This is a genomic window from Meridianimarinicoccus aquatilis, assembly GCF_004358675.1.
GTDB lineage: Bacteria > Pseudomonadota > Alphaproteobacteria > Rhodobacterales > Rhodobacteraceae > Meridianimarinicoccus > Meridianimarinicoccus aquatilis.
In genome coordinates this window covers 22,836-42,218 of record NZ_SMZO01000033.1, presented here as the reverse complement: position 1 = coordinate 42,218, position 19,383 = coordinate 22,836, and the positions used below count along the sequence as shown (strand labels likewise).

At 57.3% G+C, this 19,383-nt stretch carries 19 protein-coding genes; 9 read left to right on the top strand and 10 right to left on the bottom strand.

Annotation, left to right across the window (positions count from 1 at the left end):
* Positions 1-115: 115 nt before the first annotated feature.
* The gene (gene istB / locus E2L05_RS13790) at positions 116-880 is read right to left on the bottom strand and encodes an IS21-like element helper ATPase IstB (RefSeq protein WP_133343488.1); all 765 of its coding nucleotides are present in this window, start codon (positions 878-880) and stop codon (positions 116-118) included.
* 14 nt (positions 881-894) lie between these two features.
* Positions 895-2,433, bottom strand: a complete 1,539-nt coding sequence (gene istA, locus E2L05_RS13785; protein WP_133343487.1) for an IS21 family transposase — start codon at positions 2,431-2,433, stop codon at positions 895-897.
* 206 nt (positions 2,434-2,639) lie between these two features.
* Here istA and E2L05_RS13780 point away from each other — a divergent pair, with 206 nt between their 5' ends.
* On the top strand, positions 2,640-2,933 hold the full coding sequence (locus E2L05_RS13780) for a transporter substrate-binding domain-containing protein (protein ID WP_243721982.1): 294 nt from the start codon (positions 2,640-2,642) through the stop codon (positions 2,931-2,933).
* A 255-nt stretch (positions 2,934-3,188) separates the two neighbouring features.
* Here E2L05_RS13780 and E2L05_RS13775 read toward each other — a convergent pair whose 3' ends face one another.
* Positions 3,189-4,979: a DUF3604 domain-containing protein gene (locus E2L05_RS13775; protein ID WP_165971771.1), complete on the bottom strand. Its 1,791-nt coding sequence runs from the start codon at positions 4,977-4,979 to the stop codon at positions 3,189-3,191.
* Positions 4,980-4,984: 5 nt separating this feature from the next.
* Entirely contained in the window at positions 4,985-6,916 is a 1,932-nt protein-coding gene (locus E2L05_RS13770) for a DUF3604 domain-containing protein (RefSeq protein WP_208016260.1), read from the bottom strand.
* A gap of 27 nt (positions 6,917-6,943) precedes the next feature.
* Between E2L05_RS13770 and E2L05_RS13765 the strand changes: the two genes are divergently transcribed.
* Positions 6,944-7,165, top strand: a complete 222-nt coding sequence (locus E2L05_RS13765) for a hypothetical protein (RefSeq protein WP_133343484.1) — start codon at positions 6,944-6,946, stop codon at positions 7,163-7,165.
* Between the two features lie 45 nt (positions 7,166-7,210).
* Here the strand turns inward: E2L05_RS13765 and E2L05_RS13760 are convergent, their stop codons facing one another.
* A complete protein-coding gene (locus tag E2L05_RS13760; protein ID WP_133343483.1) occupies positions 7,211-7,705 on the bottom strand; it encodes a MarR family winged helix-turn-helix transcriptional regulator in 495 nt (164 codons plus the stop codon).
* Positions 7,706-7,917: 212 nt separating this feature from the next.
* On the opposite strand from E2L05_RS13760, the gene ectA reads away from it, so the two are divergent.
* The 5 genes from ectA to E2L05_RS13735 all read left to right on the top strand — a co-directional run bounded on the left by ectA (position 7,918) and on the right by E2L05_RS13735 (position 12,145).
* Positions 7,918-8,469, top strand: coding sequence for a diaminobutyrate acetyltransferase (gene ectA, locus E2L05_RS13755; RefSeq protein ID WP_133343482.1), 552 nt, complete (start codon positions 7,918-7,920; stop codon positions 8,467-8,469).
* Between the two features lie 43 nt (positions 8,470-8,512).
* A complete protein-coding gene (gene ectB / locus E2L05_RS13750) occupies positions 8,513-9,805 on the top strand; it encodes a diaminobutyrate--2-oxoglutarate transaminase (protein WP_133343481.1) in 1,293 nt (430 codons plus the stop codon).
* 5 nt (positions 9,806-9,810) lie between these two features.
* Positions 9,811-10,209 carry an ectoine synthase gene (locus E2L05_RS13745; protein WP_133343480.1) on the top strand — a complete coding sequence of 133 codons (399 nt, stop codon included), beginning with the start codon at positions 9,811-9,813 and terminating at the stop codon, positions 10,207-10,209.
* A 1-nt stretch (position 10,210) separates the two neighbouring features.
* Complete coding sequence (locus tag E2L05_RS13740) at positions 10,211-11,632, top strand: aspartate kinase (protein ID WP_133343479.1); 1,422 nt, start codon at positions 10,211-10,213, stop codon at positions 11,630-11,632.
* 225 nt (positions 11,633-11,857) lie between these two features.
* Positions 11,858-12,145: a hypothetical protein gene (locus tag E2L05_RS13735; protein WP_133343478.1), complete on the top strand. Its 288-nt coding sequence runs from the start codon at positions 11,858-11,860 to the stop codon at positions 12,143-12,145.
* Between the two features lie 18 nt (positions 12,146-12,163).
* Here the strand turns inward: E2L05_RS13735 and E2L05_RS13730 are convergent, their stop codons facing one another.
* A complete protein-coding gene (locus tag E2L05_RS13730) occupies positions 12,164-12,817 on the bottom strand; it encodes a L,D-transpeptidase (protein WP_133343477.1) in 654 nt (217 codons plus the stop codon).
* 205 nt (positions 12,818-13,022) lie between these two features.
* On the opposite strand from E2L05_RS13730, the gene E2L05_RS13725 reads away from it, so the two are divergent.
* The gene (locus E2L05_RS13725; RefSeq protein WP_133343476.1) at positions 13,023-13,790 is read left to right on the top strand and encodes a hypothetical protein; all 768 of its coding nucleotides are present in this window, start codon (positions 13,023-13,025) and stop codon (positions 13,788-13,790) included.
* A gap of 141 nt (positions 13,791-13,931) precedes the next feature.
* Here the strand turns inward: E2L05_RS13725 and E2L05_RS13720 are convergent, their stop codons facing one another.
* From E2L05_RS13720 to E2L05_RS13710, 3 genes are all read right to left on the bottom strand, one after another.
* Positions 13,932-14,702 (bottom strand): ATP-binding cassette domain-containing protein, encoded by a 771-nt coding sequence (locus E2L05_RS13720; protein WP_133343475.1) that lies wholly within the window; start codon positions 14,700-14,702, stop codon positions 13,932-13,934.
* Positions 14,699-15,769, bottom strand: a complete 1,071-nt coding sequence (locus E2L05_RS13715; protein WP_133343474.1) for an ABC transporter permease — start codon at positions 15,767-15,769, stop codon at positions 14,699-14,701. Before E2L05_RS13715 ends, E2L05_RS13720 begins: the two co-directional genes overlap by 4 nt.
* A 121-nt stretch (positions 15,770-15,890) precedes the next feature.
* Positions 15,891-16,910 (bottom strand): substrate-binding domain-containing protein, encoded by a 1,020-nt coding sequence (locus tag E2L05_RS13710; RefSeq protein ID WP_133343473.1) that lies wholly within the window; start codon positions 16,908-16,910, stop codon positions 15,891-15,893.
* A 174-nt stretch (positions 16,911-17,084) separates the two neighbouring features.
* On the opposite strand from E2L05_RS13710, the gene E2L05_RS13705 reads away from it, so the two are divergent.
* A complete protein-coding gene (locus E2L05_RS13705) occupies positions 17,085-18,281 on the top strand; it encodes an ROK family transcriptional regulator (RefSeq protein WP_133343472.1) in 1,197 nt (398 codons plus the stop codon).
* A 121-nt stretch (positions 18,282-18,402) separates the two neighbouring features.
* Here the strand turns inward: E2L05_RS13705 and E2L05_RS13700 are convergent, their stop codons facing one another.
* Positions 18,403-19,365 (bottom strand): YHYH protein, encoded by a 963-nt coding sequence (locus E2L05_RS13700; protein ID WP_243721981.1) that lies wholly within the window; start codon positions 19,363-19,365, stop codon positions 18,403-18,405.
* Positions 19,366-19,383: the final 18 nt, after the last annotated feature.

Sequence of the window (19,383 nt, the reverse complement as noted above, 5' to 3'; positions counted from 1 at the left end):
TGCGTATTTCGCGGAACTTGGGCAGTGATTTCACGCGATCTCGGGCACGCGTTTCAGGCCATCGTGGGCAGCCATTTCACGGTCGTGGGCAGGCTGGTCGACTAGGTGCATTGAGTCAGGCCTGATCGGTTGGGTCAAGCGGTTTTGTGATGCTCATCTTTCTTCGCATGCTTTCTCCGGATAGGGCGAGGCGGTGGGCGTTGTGAACCAGCCGGTCGAGAATAGCATCGGCAAGGGTTGGGTCGCCGATGGCCTCGTGCCATTGATCGACGGGCAACTGGCTGGTGACGATGGTGGAGCCGCGGCCCTGGCGGTCCTCGAGGATTTCCAGGAGGTCACGGCGTTCGGTGGCGGTCAGCACCGATAGACCCCAGTCGTCGAGGATCAGCAGCTCGGTTCGTTCGATGGATTTCAGGACACGGGCGTGGCGCCCGTCGCCCCTGGCGATGGCCAGCGCCTGAAAGAGCCGGGGCACACGGTGATACATCACGCGGCGGTCGTCGCGGCACGCCTTGTGGCCAAGCGCGCAGGCGATCCAACTTTTCCCAAGCCCGGTCGGGCCGGTAATGAGCAGATTTTCATGCCGGTCGATCCAGCCGCTGTCGATGAGGTGCGCCATGACGGATGTGTCGATGCCGCGCGGACTGCGCATGTCGATGTCTTCCACGCAAGCCGCATGGCGGAGCGCGGCAAACCGCAGCCGCGTGGCCAGCTTCTTGGCATCACGTTCTGCCGCCTCTCGATCGACCAGCAATCCAAGTCGCTCTTCGAAGCTGAGGCTTTCGAACATGGCGGAGGCGCGACGCTGTTCGTCGAGCGCCTTGGCCATGCCGGTGAAGCCAAGGGCCTCCAGCCGGTCGGATGTGGGATGTGTCAGCATGGGATGTCTCCTTTTCAGTGGTAATACTTCTGGCCGCGTATGTTGGGGTGCTGCAGCGGCAGCTCGTCAGCGTCTGGTTCCAGGAACGCCTGATCGAGCCCGTTCTTCAGGATTGACCGGATTGAGGATACCGACCGCGCCTTGATGGCGACGCCCCGGCGACAGGCGGCATCAAGGCGGTCAGGTTCATAGCTTTTGGCCAGCGACAGCACGCCCATGCAGGTGCGGAAGCCCTGCTCGGGGTGCGGTCTGTCTTCCATGACGATCTGACAAAACGCGGCGACCGAGGGCCCAAGCTTCTCAGCGCTGGCCAGAACGCGCGCCGGGGTCCATTCCGCATGGCGGCGGTGCGATGACGGCATGTGATCGGGCACCGTGACGTGGCTGCGCCGCCCAGGGTTGCGGACATGGCTGGCGATGCGTTTGCCACGGTGGAAAACTTCGACCGTGGAATGGGTTGCGCGGACGTCGACCTCCTGCCGGATCAAGCTGAAGGGTACCGAATACCAGCACCGGTCAACCTCGACATGGTAGTCGGGTGCAACACGGGCTCGCTTCCATCTGGCAAAGACATAGGGATCGGCGGGCAGCGGTTGCAGGCTCGGGCGGTCCAGCGTGGCGAACAGATCGGCGCGGCTTGCACCGTAATCGCGCATGACCCGGGTGTTCAGATCGTCCAGCAGAGGCCGGATCGCGGCGTTCAGTTCGGCGAGGGAGAAGAACCTGTGATTGCGCAACCGCGCGAGGATCCAGCGTTGTGCCACCTGCACCGCCACTTCGACCTTGGCTTTGTCTTTGGGCTTGCGCACACGCGCGGGCAGAATCGCGGTGCTGTAATGCTCTGCCATCTCGGCATAGGTCCGGTTCAACCCGGGATCGTAGCGGTCGGGTTTGATGACAGCGGATTTGAGGTTATCCGGGACCACCGCCTTGGGCACGCCGCCCAGATAGGCGAACATCCGGGTATGGGCACCGATCCAGTCTTCCAGCCCTTCCGAGGCAACAGCTTCGACGTAGGTGTAACTGGACGCCCCCATGGTGGCGACGAACAGCTTCGCCGCATGCACTTCGCCAGTTTCTGGATCGACAATGTCGATCGTGTCGCCCGCGTAATCGACAAACACCTTCTCACCGCCCGCATGTGTCTGCCGCATACTTGGGCGGACACGCCCCTTCCAGGCGTCGAAATGCGTACAGAACCACGTGTATCCGAACCCGCCCGGATGCTGCGCCCGGTATTCCTCCCACAACAGCATCCTGGTGACACTGCGCTTGCGCAGCTCCTTGTCCATCGCGGCCCAGTCCGGAACAGGGCGATCCGGATCCGGCACGCTCGGCGAGGACGGGAACAGCAACAGTTCAAGGCTGTCGTCGTCCAACCCATCGGGAAGCGGCCACCTCAGGCCCGCGTCGCGAGCCCGCCGCAGATAGGTGCCCACACTTCCCTTCCCAAGCCCGAGCGACGCGGCAATCGACCGCTCGCTCAGCCCTTGGGCAAACTTCAATCGCAATACGTCCCGTATCCGGCGCATGGTCAAACGTCCTGTCGGCATTCCATCCCTCCTGTTGATACGGAGGGGGAGTATCTTCAGTTCGTCGACCAGTCCTGCCCATGATCACGTGAAATCAGTGCCCGCGATCGCGTGAAATCCGCGCCCGCCTTCCCGCGAAATCAGTGCCCACAATCAGCTGAAATCAGTGCCCGCCATCACGCGAAACGCGCAAACTGACAGAGCTCGCACCGGAAACAACCGAGATTGTGCGCTTTGGCGACAACGCGGCAACGCGCGCCGCGTACGAATCCGGTCAGGTGGACGTCCTTGTCAGCGGCAACACGCTTGCGGCAGCGATCAGCGATGCAAACGCCGAGATGGATATCGAAACCAAGTTCATCTTGAAGGAATCCCCGGCGTTCATCGGCGTTAAAAAGGGCAACCTTGATCTGTTGTTCTGGACCAACACGTTCATCCTTCACAAAACCCTTGGTGGACAGTTGAACGAGCTTTCCGAAAAGTGGCTTGGTCAGGAACTGCCCCCCCTGCCAAACCTCTAAATCGAACGCCGGATCGTCCGGGCTGAACCGGGCGATCCAACCCTACCTTGCGGCTAAATTCAAAATGCGGCCAGCCGTTCAAACACCCAAGACCACAAGACGCTGCAAATCGTATGGCGCACGATCCACGTTGCCATGTCACTGCGGTACAATACTGCAAATTGAAGCCGGCCGAAGACTAGGCTGCACGCTACATCGGGGCCTCGTGCCCGCCGCGCCGTGTTGGCTGAACAAACACATCCCGAAAAACAACTACTACCCCGCAGGACTATACCAAAGCGGGGAGCCCCATGCGCGCTCTTGAATGGTCGCCGGGACATCTTCGAGCAGCGGCAGATCATTGCGCACAGCATCATAGGTCGTCCAACGCGGCGTTGGAATTTCCAACGCCCGAGCGTAGTAAAACGCAACTTCCTGGGGGTCGAAATCCTCGTCAGTCCACGACCCCATCAGGGTTGATGTTCCGATATCATTTGTAAAAAGCGCGGTGGTCAGGTCAACGGTGTTGCCCACCGGTGGGAGCTTGCCAGTCGACAGATCAATCGCACGGTCCCCAGACCAGACGACATCAATGACCTTTTCATTGGGATCGCCGTTCTCGTCGACCCAACCCTTTATGATCTGGATCCGATCAAGGTTCGCGCCGTCCGGATCTTTCTCGGCATAAACGGTGAAGGTCGGGGCGATGACGGTTGGGCGCAAATCACCCCCCATCGGTGTTCCCAAAAGATACCCCTGCTCTGCCATTGCAACAGGATCGGCAGGAGCAGATAAATCCGGCCCCCCGAACATGCGGATCTTAATCCGTGGACCAGAAGTGGCGAAGGTCTCGCGGCGCTTCATGGCGTCGAAAATCGCAGCGCGGGTGTTCTCTGTCGCCCAGACACCACCGATCGATCCGATGGACAGGTCCTTTCCGTCGATCCACCCCAGAACATCCCCCGTCCGGCGCCGTTCAACGCTGCCATCTTCAGGGCCATGTGCGCCGATGAATTCGTCTTCAGCCACAGCTGACATCAACCCGTTATGGTTGTCTGTGCCGCCCATGAAGCCGTACTTGAACGGATTTACGCCCAGCTCAGACTGCTTTTGCAGACCGACCTTCAGCCCCCCGCGCACAAAGTCGCGCTGCTTGAAAATGCGTGCTGAGTTTTTCTGGATCGAGTCCGCGTTTTCAAATCCTGCAAACTCGTCCGCCGCCCAGAACTTGCGGTGCACTTCCGAGTTTCCCTTAACCTGCATCATCTCGATCAGCGGCTCGAAATGCTGTCGGGTGCGTGCATAGTCCAAATCCAAAGCCGCGCCAAAACTGTCGACATCCGGAAACATCCGGCCTTTGGACGCATTGGAATTATGCGGGATCGCCAAAAGGTGACGGCCCTCGGCTTCCTGAACACGCATCCAATCCCACAAGCGTTCCTCTTGGTTCAACTCGATATAGGACGGAACTGTATCCGGCACGTTGTCATCGCGGAACAGAACATTGCGGTGCAGGTTCGCGCCATTGGGTGCACCAGACCATTCAAACCCGATCATGGCCGTAAACACACCCGGATCGTTCGCATCATTCGCCGCGGTCACGATAATATCCCACGCGCTTTTTGTCGTGGACGGCCCGGCATAGAACGGCGGGTGCTGCGGTGTCGTGGATCGATTTGACGAGACCACGTACTTAAAAAACCACTCTTGGCGCTGCTCCAGATCGCTCATAGTCCGCAGTTCTTCCAACTCATCGTTGTCGTAACCAGGCGCATCCTCATAAATGGCCGAATACATCTCGCCGATATATTCGGAATGATCCGTGACCGCCGCGAAATCGAGCGGGCGCTTATGTTGCGCCACCGAGCCATCGGGCAGCGTTACAGGCTCTCCGCGCGCATAGGCCAAGCTGTCGGCCGGCATCAGCCGCGTCCCGCCGATGTATGCGTCAAGCGACAGGGCGGTGTGCATATGCGTTTCGCCAAAATAGGCATTGCGGAGCGGGTTCGGGTCCGCACTCACCGCAACAGGTAGAGCAATCAGAGCGGCAGAGAATAAGGCGCGCATGAGCATCAATCCGTGCTTGGTGTGAACCAGATCGGCGACGTGTAAGCCCGTTCCCGAGTAATCATCTTGACCTCGCTCGGCATGTCCACCCCGAACCGCACAGCGTCATAAGCGGTCCAGCGCGGTGTCGGGATTTCGATCACACGGGCATAGTAAAACGCATGTACATTGGGATCAAAGTCAGGATCGGTCCAGACTGTTCCAAGCTCTGGCGCGCCGATGTCATTGGTCCAGCTTGGGATCGTCAGATCAACCGTATTTCCAACATCGGGCAATTTACCGTCTGCGCCCGGCTCACGCCCGTCCGACCAAACCACATCGTAAACCTGCTCGCGTGTGTCGCCAGTAGCGGGGTCCACCCAACCCTTGATGATCTGAACCCGATCAAGGTTTGCGCCGATCGGGTCGCGCAATGCATAAACCAGAAAACTCGGCGCTGTCCCGTCTTCAGGTGCGATCAGGTCGCTGCCCATCGGAACACCCTTGGTGTAGCCGACCCGCGCCAATTCGCGGGTGTGCACATCCTCTGGTGCAAAAGATCCGCCAAAGAACCGCACAGTGATCCGCGGACCCGTGGTGGAATACACCTCGCGCCGTTCCATCGCATCGAAAATGCCCGCGCGGGTATTTTCCGTCGCCCATACGGCCGTCGGGCCGGGCGTGGCGTATTGCCAACCTTTATAAGAGATATCCAATGCAACATTGCCCTTTGCCACCGTCGTGGCTCGGGTCGCAGACGGTTCCATCCAAGTGAAAGCACCGAAGAAATTGGCGTCGTCACCGGTGGTCAGGCCTGTGTGAATGTCGGACCCGCCGACAAACCCCAGCTTATAGGGGTTCACGCCCTGCTCTGCCTCAAACCGGATCCCTTCTTTCAGGATACCGCGCGCATATTCATAGGGGATCATGGCGTCGGCATTGGCAGCCGAAACATCAAGGTTCGCCCAATCCCATGTTTCGTAATCTGCGAATTCATCGGTGGGCGAGATCAGCAAATGAGTTTCGCTATCACCCTTGGTTTGCTGAATTTCAAGCAACCTTTCCCACGTCTGGCGAGTCTTGAGATACTCGACATCAAAGGCTTCACCGTCGCGGAACGTGTCATTGGGCGCAAACATACGGCCATTGGACAGGTTCGGATTGTGCGGGATGGCCAGCACATCGCCGCCGGTTTTGTCCTCATAGGCCTGCATCCACTTCCAAAGATCACGTGGGTCCGCACTTCCGGCGGGTGGACTCATGAGGAATGGAACAACTTGCAACGCCCGTTCTGGGCCGTCCCGGAAAATGACATTGCGGTGCAGGTTGTCGCCCGCCACCAACGACGTCCATTCATACGCGATCATCGCGGTGAAAACATGGGGCGTGTTGAACTCTTCGGCGGCCTGCACAAGGTCACGCCATGTGTTGTCATACCCTGAGGTGCCGGGCTGATACAGCAAGGCCTGGCTCAGCGTGCCTTGGCTGAATTTGGCAATCAGTTCGATAGACGCCTCTTTTGCGTCGTCGCCGCCCTTGGCAAAGGCATCGTGAAACCGCTTCCCGTCCGGGTCTGACATAATGTTCGGCGCGCCACGAATGATATCGGTGATCACCCCCATGCCATCCGTATGCTCGGTCAGCATATAAAAATCGAATGGACGAGATAACTTGACGGGTTGGCCGGTGTTTGACGTTACCTGCTCACCGCGCGCAAAGCGGTACATGTCGCGCGGCATCAGGGTGGTGCCGCCCCCACCCGCGTCCGCCGACAGTGCCGAGTGGACGTGTGTGTCGCCAAAAAACACCTGCGTGGGAAATCCGCGATCAGCATAAGGCGAATAAGGGCGCCCTTTCAAACTACCCGCCGCCGCATCAGGCGGAAGGTCTTGCGCAAAGGCAGCAACTGCCAGCAACCCGGCAAGTAAGAATGCCAAAACAGACGATTCAAATTTCACAGGTGGTCCTCGCTTCGGAAAAGTGTCGTGCCGCTGTCATCCAGTCTTATCATTCTTGCGAAAAACATCGGCATGGAATTTACCGTCGTTGGTCGCGCCTTGGCGCATCGCATTTCGATCGTGAATTGGCCGACCTCAATCATCGGCTTCCAATCAAAATACGCCGCCATGCCCAATCTGGAAAGTAACTTCGTTTCGCCACGGCAACGTGCGGGATCGAACCGACACAGCCCGTACGCCGTATATTGAAATTGGGGTGCAAGGCCGCCGATTTTGCAGACGTGAGCACAAGGGCTATCCCGAATGGATATCACCCATGGTCAACACCGGCGATGCGTCGATCTCGCCGGCATCAAGCATCGCCGCCACGCGCTCCAGCGACGCGACAAGCTGCGCCTGCTCCCAATCTTCCAGCGCGTCGAACGACGCCACATAGCGTTGCTGTAGCGCGTCCGGCGCATTGTCGACAGTGGCGCGCCCTGCATCCGTCAAAACCACGTTCGTTTGACGACGGTCGGCATCAGATCGAACGCGCTCAACCTGCCCGCGCGCCACCAGTTTATCGACCAATGTTGTGATCGTGCCTTGGCTCAACCGCATCTGCACCGCGAGTTCTTTGGGGGTGGCGCTTCCATCCGGTTTGCCCGCAACGATCTGCAGCACCCTGAGTTGCGACGACGTCAGGCCAACAGATTGTGCCAACTTACGGGCATAGATCTCGGTCGCGCGCAGAATACGGCGCAGAGCGATAAGGCTGGCATCAATGCGGTCGGGGCCTGTCATGTTCATTGAACAAGCGTAATCGCAAAGCGCGACTCCTTCAACAATCAAAGGACATTTCACATTACTTTGTCATCCAAAGCATATTCGTGACGCCGCCGGGGAAAATGTGCGCTGTTCTTGGCCTTTTTTGTCGGTTTTTGCCAAATTTCTGACTCAGGGTTGAAAATTTCATCTTCGCATGTAATTTGACGATCAAAGAAACAATGTGAGAGCCGAAGATGCCAAAGGATCTGATTGAGCAAGACACGATGGACCCGGACACGCGGGTGCCCTTTTTGCGCAAACCAACTGCGGAAGACGGGGCGGAAATCTGGAATCTGGTACGCAAGTGCGGGCCACTGGACGAAAATTCGATGTACTGCAATCTGATCCAAGCCGATCATTTCCGCGACACCTGTGTTGTCGCTCAACTGAATGGCCACATCGTTGGCTGGATTTCCGGTCACATGATACCCGGCGCCAGCGCTTTCTTTGTCTGGCAAGTCGCCGTCAGCCAGGAAGCGCGCGGTCTGGGCCTTGGCCGCAAGATGCTGGCGCATCTGGTTGCGCGTAAAGAATGTCGCGATGCGACACATCTCAAGACGACCATCACGAAATCCAACGAAGCCTCTTGGGCGCTGTTCCGCAGCTTTGCCCGCAGCATTGGTGGCGAGTTAACAGACGAGCCGCATTTCGAGCGGGAACTGCACTTCGATGGCGCCGCCGCGACCGAACACATGGTCACGATCACACTGCCACGATCGGTAACCCACCTGCGCGCCGCAGCTTAAGCCGCCGCCAAACCTATTTCATGATTTACTGAAAGGACGCTCCATGCCCAAAGACATGGCTACGACCGATATTGCCATTTTCAAGCGCCGCGAGAGCGAAGCGCGTTCCTATTGCCGCGGCATCCCTGCCCTTTTCACCCATGCAAGCGGATCGGAAATGTTCGACGCCGAGGGCAACCGCTATATCGATTTTCTGGCTGGATGTTCGTCGCTGAACTATGGCCACAACGACCCTGACATGAAGACCGCGTTGATCGATCACATCGCGGGTGACGGCCTGGCTCATGCGCTGGATTTGCACACTGATGCAAAGGCCAACTTCCTATCCGCCTTTGAGCGGCATATCCTGCGCCCTCGCGGCATGGATCACCGAGTTATGTTTACAGGCCCGACAGGCGCCAACGCAGTCGAGGCCGCGATGAAAATCGCCCGCAAGAAGACCGGGCGCACAAACATCATCGCTTTTACCAACGGCTTTCATGGCGTGACGATGGGCGCGCTTGCGGCGACCGGGAATGGCTACCACCGGGGCGGTGCCGGAATGGACACATCGGGCGTTACCCGCGTCCCTTTCGAAGGCTATGTAGCGGGGCTTGATAGCGCCGATTTGCTGGACAAGATGCTGTCCGATGGATCAGGTGGCATTGACGCGCCGGCGGCGATCCTGTTCGAGCCCGTACAAGGCGAAGGTGGGCTGAACGCCGCCTCTCCTGAGTGGGTTCGCAAAATCGCTGACATCGCCAAGCGGCACGGGGCCTTGCTGATCGCGGACGACATCCAATCCGGTTGCGGCCGTACAGGGACCTTCTTCTCGTTTGACGAGATGGGTGTGATGCCCGACATCATTACCATGGCGAAGTCCATTTCTGGCTTCGGGCTGCCGCTGGCATTGACGCTGATCCGACCTGAAAGTGACGTTTTCGGCCCGGCAGAGCATAACGGCACATTCCGCGGCAATACCCATGCGTTCATCACGGCACGGATTGCGATCGAAAAGTTCTGGGCCGATGACCGCTTTCAACTGGACCTGGCTGAGAAATCAGCGCTTGTGACGGCCGAATTGCAAAAGCTGATTGATCTTGTTCCCGGCGCTTACCTCAAAGGGCGCGGAATGATGCTGGGGGTCGATGTGGGCACCGGCGAATTGGCCGGAGCGATTTGCGCTCGTGCGTTCGAGCATGGCTTGGTGATCGAAACCTCCGGCAATAACGATCAGGTGGTTAAGGTCCTTGCGCCGCTGACGACGCCCCACGAAGTCCTGCGCGAAGGTCTGGAAATCGTGATCCAGTCGGCCCGCGAAGTTCTGTCAGAAACAACCAAAATCGCAGCGGAGTAATCCCAATGATCGTACGCGACCTTCATAAGATCAAAGGCACCGAGCGTGAAGTTTCGGATGCACGCTGGACTTCGGTTCGCATGCTGCTTGCCGATGACAAGATGGGCTTTTCGTTTCACATCACCACGCTTGAGGCCGGTTCCGAGCATACGTTCGAATACAAGAACCACTTCGAAAGCGTCTATTGCATGTCGGGCAAGGGGTCGATCACCGATTTGGCCACGGGTGAAACCCATGAAATCCGCCCCGGTGTGATGTATGCCCTGAACCTGCATGACAGGCACACATTACGGTCGGAAGAAGAACTGGTCATGGCGTGCTGCTTCAATCCGCCGGTAACCGGAACAGAGGTTCACCGAGCAGATGGATCATATGCCGCCGCTGAGGAACAGGAGACGGCCTGACATGAGCCTGACCGTTGAAAAGATCGGCGGGACATCCATGTCCCGCCTTGATGAACTTGTGCAGTCTTTGTTCATTGGTGATCGGGCCAAAACCGACCTTTATGGCCGGGTGTTCGTCGTGTCCGCATTTGGCGGCATCACCGACCTCCTTCTTGAACACAAGAAGACCGGAAAGGCCGGTGTATATGCCCTGTACACATCGACCGAAGGCCAAGACTGGAACGCCGCATTGCAACAGGTCGAACGCGCCATGTGTGCCGAGCACGACCGCCTGCTGTCTCATCCAAGCGACCTGCAAGAAGCCGAAGCGTTCGTCCGTGAGCGCATCAACGGCGCGCGCAACTGCCTGAGCGACCTTGAGCGGCTTTGTTCCTATGGGCACTTCCGGCTTGCGGACCATCTTCTAAAGATCCGGGAATTGCTGTCGGGACTTGGCGAAGCACACTCCGCTTTGGTTGCCGTGCTTTTGCTTCAACGGGCCGGGGTCAACGCCACACTTGTCGATCTGACAGGCTGGCGGGACCAGACAGACTTCAGCTTGGAAGACCGCCTGAAGACCGCGATGGATGGTCTGGATGCCGCCAATGAAATGCCCATCGTCACAGGGTACGCACAGTGCCGCGAAGGTTTGATGCGCGAATTTGATCGCGGTTATTCCGAAGTGACCTTTTCGCGTTTAGCGGCCCTTCTTGGGGCAGACGAAGCGATAATTCACAAAGAGTTTCACCTGTCATCCGCCGATCCGAAACTGGTTGGCGCAGACAAGGTTCGCAAACTCGGGCGCACAAATTACGATGTGGCGGATCAACTGGCCAATATGGGGATGGAAGCCATCCACCCTAAAGCCGCACGTGTTCTGCGGCAGGCGCAAGTGCCATTGCGGGTGACCAATGCTTTCGACCAGCAGGACCCCGGAACACTGATCGACGATCAGCCAACCCAATCCCCGGCAGTAGAGATCGTCACCGGGCTCGACATCATCGCGCTTGAAATGTTCGAACAGGACATGGTTGGTGTGAAAGGCTATGACGCCACTGTGCTAGACATTCTCACGCGGTACAATGTGCGGATCGTGTCAAAAGTGTCGAATGCGAACACCATTACCCACTATGTCGATGCACCGGCAAAGGTGGTTCGCAAGGTAGAGACCGATCTGTCGACTCTTTATCCATCGGCAAAGGTGTCTTCCCGTCCGATGAGCATCGTTTCGGTTATCGGTCGGGACATGCAGGGTCTTTCTGTGCTGAGCCGCGGACTTCAGGCGATTGCCGCCGGTGGCATGGAAGCTATCGGGGCAACGCAAGGGCCGCGCAATGTTGATGTTCAGTTCATTCTGGAACGCAAAACACTGAAGCCAGTGATTGTCGCGCTGCACAACGCCTTTGTTTCTCCGGCCGCGATACCTGAGCTGCGCGTCGCGTAACACTAAGGCTCTATTACGGCGGCGCCTTCTGTCGCGCACGGCGCCGTCACACCCAGCATCAATTCCTGCCTTGTCTTCGCAAAGAGAACAGACGCCGCGCATCTCTAGAGTTCCCTTCAGATAGTTGAAAGTTTGTGAAACGGCTGGACCTTGGGGCCGGTTCGTTTCATCGTGCGATCAGGTTCACGGATGCGGGCCGTTTTCGAGCGACGAGGTATTTTCTTGATGAAGTCACACTTTGTTTGTCTGACCGCCCTGCTGTTGGCTCTTGCAGCTTGCGATGTTCCTATCACGTCGTCCGACCCGACCGAGGTCGCGTATATCGAAACTCTACCCGAAGGCGTGATCGCCCTTGCCGCGCCCAATCAGAACCTTCAGGCCGTGAAAGTGCTGCCCGAAGACGGCTGCTATTGGTATCTGCATGACGGCCCCGTCGAAGCAACGCTGCTTCCGCTGCGCAGCCGCGATGGACGACCGATTTGCACGCGTGCGCCTGACGAAGTTGCAACCTAAACCGTGAAACAGAGCACTTCAGGTGCTCGCAACCCGGTTCGGTGAATACAGGTACGCCGTCGCCCCCGTGCTGATTTGGTCATAGAGCGCGTTTATGTGCGGCATTGCCATACGCACACAGCCTGAACTGGCGCGACCCCCGATCGAACGGGGATAGGGCGTTCCGTGTATACGCAGATACGTGTCCCGATCGCCGATATAGAGGTAGAGCGCGCGTGACCCCAAAGGGTTGCGCGGGCCGCCATCCATGCCGTCGGCGAATTGCGCATATTCAGCCGGATCGCGTTTGATCATGTCGGGTGTTGGCGTCCAACGCGGCCATTTTGCCTTGCGGCGGATTGTATACGTCCCCGGCTCGTAAAGATCGCCGCGTGCAATGGCGACGCCAAAGCGCATCGCGGTCCCGCCGGGTTCGATATGGTAAAGATATCGCGCTACGGCATCCACATGGATATCACCTGCCTTCAAACCCGGTTTTGCCGTGACCCGAACCGGCAAAAATCGCGGGTGCAAATTCCAAGGATTGGATGTCGTCAGATCATACCCAAACGGGGTTACTTGCGCGTCCCACGATGCCCACTGACTGCGACCCGACTGCGCCAAAGCGGGCGCACAAAGTCCGGTCGTCGCCAGCGCTGTGGCAGTGGTGATGAAATTTCGCCGTGTCTGCATGGTGGCTCCTCTCATGCTGTTGGCATGTGAACAGTTCATTTCCGCCAACTAAGCCACAGATTGGCGCCACGAACCAGAGTGTTGCATAAGATGCACGCCCTCGGCAGCATGCAAAACCAAGTTGCCCTATCTTTAGACATCCTGTTGTCTTGGCCACGCTTCTCGGACGATGATGTAGCGTAAACAAATCCATCGGGAGGATGCCATGCGCCGTAAACCGCACACACACCGTCAAAAGACGCGACGTATCGCGCTGGTTGCGGCTGCTTGCCTTCCGACTTTTGCGCATGCCGGTGATTGGGCCTACTCTGCGACGCTTTATGGTTGGATGGCCGGGCTCGATACGTCCATTGAAACAGCGCAAGGCACGTTGGAAACCGAGCTGAGTTTCGCCGATGTGCTTGAAAAGCTTGATGCGGCGTTTTTTGGCGCCTTCGAAGCACAGTCTGAGAAGCTCGGATTTATTCTTGATCTCAACCACACAAACCTGACCGCATCCAAGGACACGCCATTTGGTGCAGCCTTTCGGTCAGCCACGGTGGAGACGACCCTGTCCATCGCGTCAGGCTATGCCACATGGCGGGTTTCTGAGACAGCGGCAGCGCAAGTCGACATCGCAGGCGGGTTTCGCGCCTATGATCTTGATCTTGACGTCACTCTGAACGCAAACACCTTGCCGACACGTTCGTTTACAGACGGTGACCGGTGGGTCGACCCGCTTGTTGGTTTCCGCGTTCAGCTTCCGATCTCGGATCGATGGAGCGCGTCAGCCTTGGCCGATATTGGCGGCTTTGGAATCGGAAACGCATCTGAGATGAGTTGGCAAGCCACCGCGACCGTTGAATACAGCTTTAACGAAACATGGGCCTTGCGTGCTGGATACAGCCACATGGATATCGACAAGGATTTGGACGGGCGCGACGTGACCTTGACCCTGAGCGGTCCGGTTCTGGGTATCAGCGCCCGCTTTTAGCACGCACCACCTGCAAGAGGCACAGCGGCCATCTCAAGACCCTGTCGCGCACCATCAACCTGCAAATTGGGCAAACGTCGACGGCGTCAACCAGCGCGCCATTCCGCGTGGGAGTACAGGTGTTACACTCTATGAACGACGCTACGCTGGGGCCTCTTTTGCGCCCGTCATGAATGCGACAGCATCTGACATGGTGTAGTCTTTCGGATCGATCACACACAGTCGTTTGCCAAGTCGGTGCACGTGGATACGGTCTGCAACCTCGAATACGTGGGGCATGTTGTGGCTGATCAGAATGATCGGGGTACCGCGTGAACGCACATCAAGGATCAGTTCCAAGACACGGCGAGATTCTTTTACGCCAAGGGCTGCGGTCGGTTCGTCGAGGATAATCACCCTGGACCCGAACGCAGCGGCACGTGCCACGGCCACACCCTGGCGCTGACCACCTGAAAGCGTCTCGACCGCTTGGTTGATGTTCTGGATCGTCATCAGCCCAAGCTCGGACAGCTTATCACGCGCGAACGCCTCCATCTTCTTCTTATCAAGTTGGCCCAGCACCTTCCCCATGAACCCCGATTTGCGGATTTCACGGCCCATGAACATATTGTCTGCAATCGACAGGGCTGGCGACATGGCAAGCGTCTGGTAGACCGTTTCAATGCCGGCATGGCGCGCATCGATCGGGGATTTGAAATTGACCTTCTTGCCCTCAAGATAGACCTCGCCTGCATCAGGGACCACAGCACCTGACAAGGCCTTGATCAGCGAAGATTTCCCCGCCCCGTTGTCACCGATCACCGCCAAAATCTCTCCCGGATACAATTCGAAATCGCAGTGATCGAGAGCCGTGACCTTGCCATAGCGTTTCACAAGGTTCTTGCCGGAAAGGATGGGTTGTTGCTGGGTCATGACGATACCTTTCTAATCCACTGGTCAAGCGCCACGGCGCCAATGATCAACATGCCGATCAACAGGAATGTCCATTGCGGATCAGCCCCTGCCATACGCAGGCCCATTTCAAACACACCCACAATCAAGGCACCAAAGAAGGCACCGAAAATCGATCCGCGACCACCGAACAGGGATATGCCGCCAATAACCACCGCCGTTATCGACTGGATATTCCCGATCACACCGGTCGACGCCGATGGCGATACCGAACTGAATCGCCCGATCATCACCCACGCGGCCACTGCACAGATCAGACCTGCCATTATATATACCGACATCAAGGTTTTATGGACGTTCACACCGGCCAGTTGCGCGGCCTCTGGGTCATCGCCCACAGCATAGACATGGCGCCCCCAAGCCGTCGCGCGCAACGCATATGCAAGGGCGACAAAGATCAGGATCATCAAGATGACACCAAAGGTGAAATTCGCCCCGCCAATCTGAATTTTGTTGCCCAAGAACAAAAGCGCCGGCGCATCTGCGCGCAGATCACTGCTGCGCAGGGTTTCATTACGTGAAAACAGATAGGTGGACGCTAGAACAATCTGCCACATGCCCAAGGTCACAATGAAAGGCGGGATTTTCACGCGACTCACAAGGAACCCGCTGATCGCCCCGATACCGCCCCCAAAGGCGAGCCCGATCAGTAGGCTCAGTTCCGCAGGCACCCCATAGCGAAACGTGAATTGCCCCATGATCACCGTGCATAGCACCGCAATTGCGCCCACAGAAAGGTCAATTCCAGCCGTCAGAATAACGAGGGTTTGCGCGGCTGCCAAAACGCCGACGATCTGCACTTGTTGGAGGATCAGCGTCAGTGTGCCGGGAGAAAAGAACCGCTGGCCAAGGATCATTCCGAACAACCCGATCGCCGTCACCAAAATGATCAGAGGTACAAGAGCTGGATTGAGATGAAGCGCGTGCTGGACCTTGCCGATCAGACCTTTCCGCTCGTCTTCGAACTGTGCGAAATGCGTCTCTGTCTTATCTTTGACCACGTCTTCATAGCTTTGACTTTCGGTCATCTGCGCCCTCCAATACCGAATTTTAAAAACGGCCTTAGTAAGGCCGTGCTTGAAACGGGCAGCAGTTTGCCGCCCATCTCATTGGTTCTGTCAGGATGTGATCACACCGAGACCGCAGGATTTAGCCCCAGCAGCGGTCTGTGCCTTCAGCCACGTCGATCGACTCAACGCCATCTGCAGGTTGACCTGTGACAAGGGACACGCCCGTATCCAGGAAATTTTTACCCGGTGTGTTTTCTGGCAGAGTCCCGTCAGCCGCGTATTTAACAATCGCTTCGATACCGAGGGACGCCATCAACAATGGGTACTGTTGGCTGGTCGCGCCAATCACGCCATCCGCAACGTTTTGAATACCCGGGCAACCGCCGTCCACAGACACGATCAGCACGTCATCTTCACGGCCGATTGCAGCCAGCGCTTCATAGGCACCCGCAGCAGCAGGCTCGTTGATGGTATAAACCACGTTGATCTCTGGATCGACGGCAAGGCAGTTTTCCATCGCTGTGCGACCGCCCTCTTCGTTACCGGCTGTCACTTCGTTACAGATGATACGCTCGTCTGTTTCGTCGCCCCACCTGTTCACATCAACAGTGTCGATGCCGAACCCCGTCAGAAAGCCTTGGTCGCGCAAAACACCAACGGTGGGCTGGCTGATCGCAAGATCAAGCATGGCGATCTTCGCGTTGGCCGCGTCGTCACCCAAGGTGGCCGCAGCCCACTGTCCGATCAACTCACCAGCAAGAAAGTTGTCAGTTGCGAATGTCGCGTCAGCTGCATCGATCGGATCGAGCGGCGTGTCCAGCGCGATCACCAGCAGACCAGCTTCGCGGGCTTGTTCAACGGATGGCACGATGGCCGCAGTGTCGGATGCGGTTATTAGAATGCCGGACGCGCCATTTGCAATGCAGGTTTCAATCGCAGCAACCTGTGCTTCGTTGTCGCCATCGACCTGACCTGCGTAGGAATTAAGTGTTATTCCAGCCGCTTCGGCAGCCGCAGCCGCGCCTTCACGCATCTTGACGAAGAACGGGTTTGTGTCGGTTTTGGTGATCAGGCACGCGGACGTGGCGTGATCGTCAGCCAACGCCGAACCAGCAGTTGCAATGGTGACAAGCGCAGTGCCGATGAGCAACTTTTTCATGATGTCCTCCCAGACTTTTTGATAGGTCAGAGCCTCCACTCCGACGGTTAAACGACAGACCACCGCCCGTCATCTTCCCCTAAGAAACGCGATTCTTGCTCGGCTGTCAATTAATTAGTTAAGTTTTCTTATTAATATGTTTACCTGTGTTTTTAGGCTGCTAAGGTGATGCTTATGGAAGACGGACTCATCAGATCCATCAGCACCGGCTTGAGCCAGAAAGGCGTTCGCGATCATAACGAGCGTCTTCTTCTTTCGCTACTTCAGCGCAACGGACCGATGCCGGGCAGCGACTTGTCACGTCTCGCAGAACTTTCCCCGCCGACTGTGTCCAGCATCCTTCGCCGCCTTGGGGACGAGGGGATTGTTGAACGAGGCGAACCTGTTCGCGGGAAAGTTGGCAAACCGTCTATCCCGATAAGGTTGGCTTCAAACGGCGTGTTCTCATTTGGGCTGAAGATTGGACGCCGATCAGCCGATTTGGTCCTTATCGACTTAACCGGGGAGCTGCGCGAAGAGCGGCAGCTGACCTATCCATCGCCGATTCCGGGCGATATTTTTGACTTCTTGGAAGACGGCGTTGACAGCATTACCGAAGCGATGCCGCCCGATCACGTCAGCCGTATCTGCGGCATAGGAATCGCAGCCCCATTTGAAATTTGGAACTGGCCCGACAGATCAGTTGGCACGGCAGAGGCGTCCTCGCCCTGGAAAGGTATCGATCCAAAAGAAGAAGCTCAGCGAAGGACAGGTTTGCCTGTTTTACTCTTGAACGATGCCACTGCGGCCTGCCAAGCAGAACACACATACGGACGTGGAAAAGAGTTCCGCGACTACGCCTATTTCTTTATCGGCGCATTCATTGGTGGCGGGATCGTTTTAAACAACTCGGTCTTTGAAGGACGCCAAGGAAACGCTGGCGCACTTGGATCACTGCGCAGCATTGGGCCCAATGGCGAAAGCATGCAGCTGATCGATATGGCGTCAATCCATCAACTAGAGCTGCGCCTACGTGAGGTCGAGCTTGATCCACAACAGCTTTGGACAGACCCTGATAGCTGGCATTCTTTGTCGCGCTATGTTGACCCATGGTTGGGGCAGACAGCCCAAGAACTGGCCAAGGCTGCTCTGTCCACCTGTTCGGTCATTGATTTCGAAGCAATCCTGATCGACGGTGCTTTTCCAGCAAGCATCCGGGATGACCTCGTTTCTCGTGTGCGCCGCTATGTCGTAACCCAAGACACCCGCGGCCTGATCCAACCGCGCATCGAAAGCGGCAGCATCGGCGGCAAGGCCCGAGCAATTGGCGCCGCCACACGACCCATCGGAGCGCAATTCATGATGCAGGCAAGTGTAGGGGTGACAGTCTGATTGGTGCGTTGCAACAAACGGACCTGCCACTAACTGCCATTTAGCCGCCCTGTCCTGCGCGTCAGGGGTAATTGCGGAAGTACGCCCAATGCTGCAGTACGCCTTGATTTGTGCAACCGCGTCATCGACAGAACTCGCCGACCATCAATTCACCCTTGTTTGTAACGGTTTGAGTTGTGAATGAATAGCAGCCTTCATTCTTAGCAGGTGCGTAGCGGATGAAATAGGGTTCACCCTCATATGTGTAATCCATGCTGCGACTGCCATCATCGTTTTGCGTAAACACAAGACCCTCAACCCCGCCTTGTGGCGGGCGACCTGGCTGCGTTCCACCTCCCGTTGCAGCGGACAAAGGGCGCACACGTGGCAAGGCATCAAAATCAGGGACTTCGCCCATGAGACATTGAACGATATAGGGGGAGCCGGGTGACGTGTGATATCGGTAGCCAAACACTTCATCGGGTTGACCATTGCAGACATCCAATGTCCCCTCTGCGATCGCAGTCCCGTCAGGATTGGCATCGCCGTAGATCGGGAAGCCGTCGAACGCCCAACCAATGATCGCAGCGTCAGCAGCGTTTTCCATCTGCTCAATCATACAAACGGGCTTGGCGTGATAGTGGTAATCATCGCCCCGTCCCGCATGACCGCCGCACACGTCCAACTGGTTGGTTTGCAAGGTGTCGTGCTGCGCTTGGTGGTGCGCGAGATCGGCCTCAGACATCTCGCCGCCACCAGTATAATCGTAAATCGGCACACCGTTCACCGCAACGCCCAAAGCCGCATCGCGCGTCAAAGGTGTCGTCCCCAGCGTTGGCGTCAAGATGATCGGCGCGGCGTATTCTGCAGGTACGGGCACCTGTTCGTTTGTGCCGATAATCCCCGTCATCAAGTCGTGGTCTGGGTAGGTGTCTGATGTCAAAATTGCGTGGCTGTCGGTGCAAGTCACAGTGACATCGTCAGTAAATCCCGCATCCGCGACAGAGGCGGCAACCACGTTGCACTGATCTTCATGGGCGCTGGCGTGTGTGGGAACAACCACAATCGAAAAGGCAACAAGCGCGATGGGTCTGGAAAGGGGCATAGCTTGATGGTCCCGCAT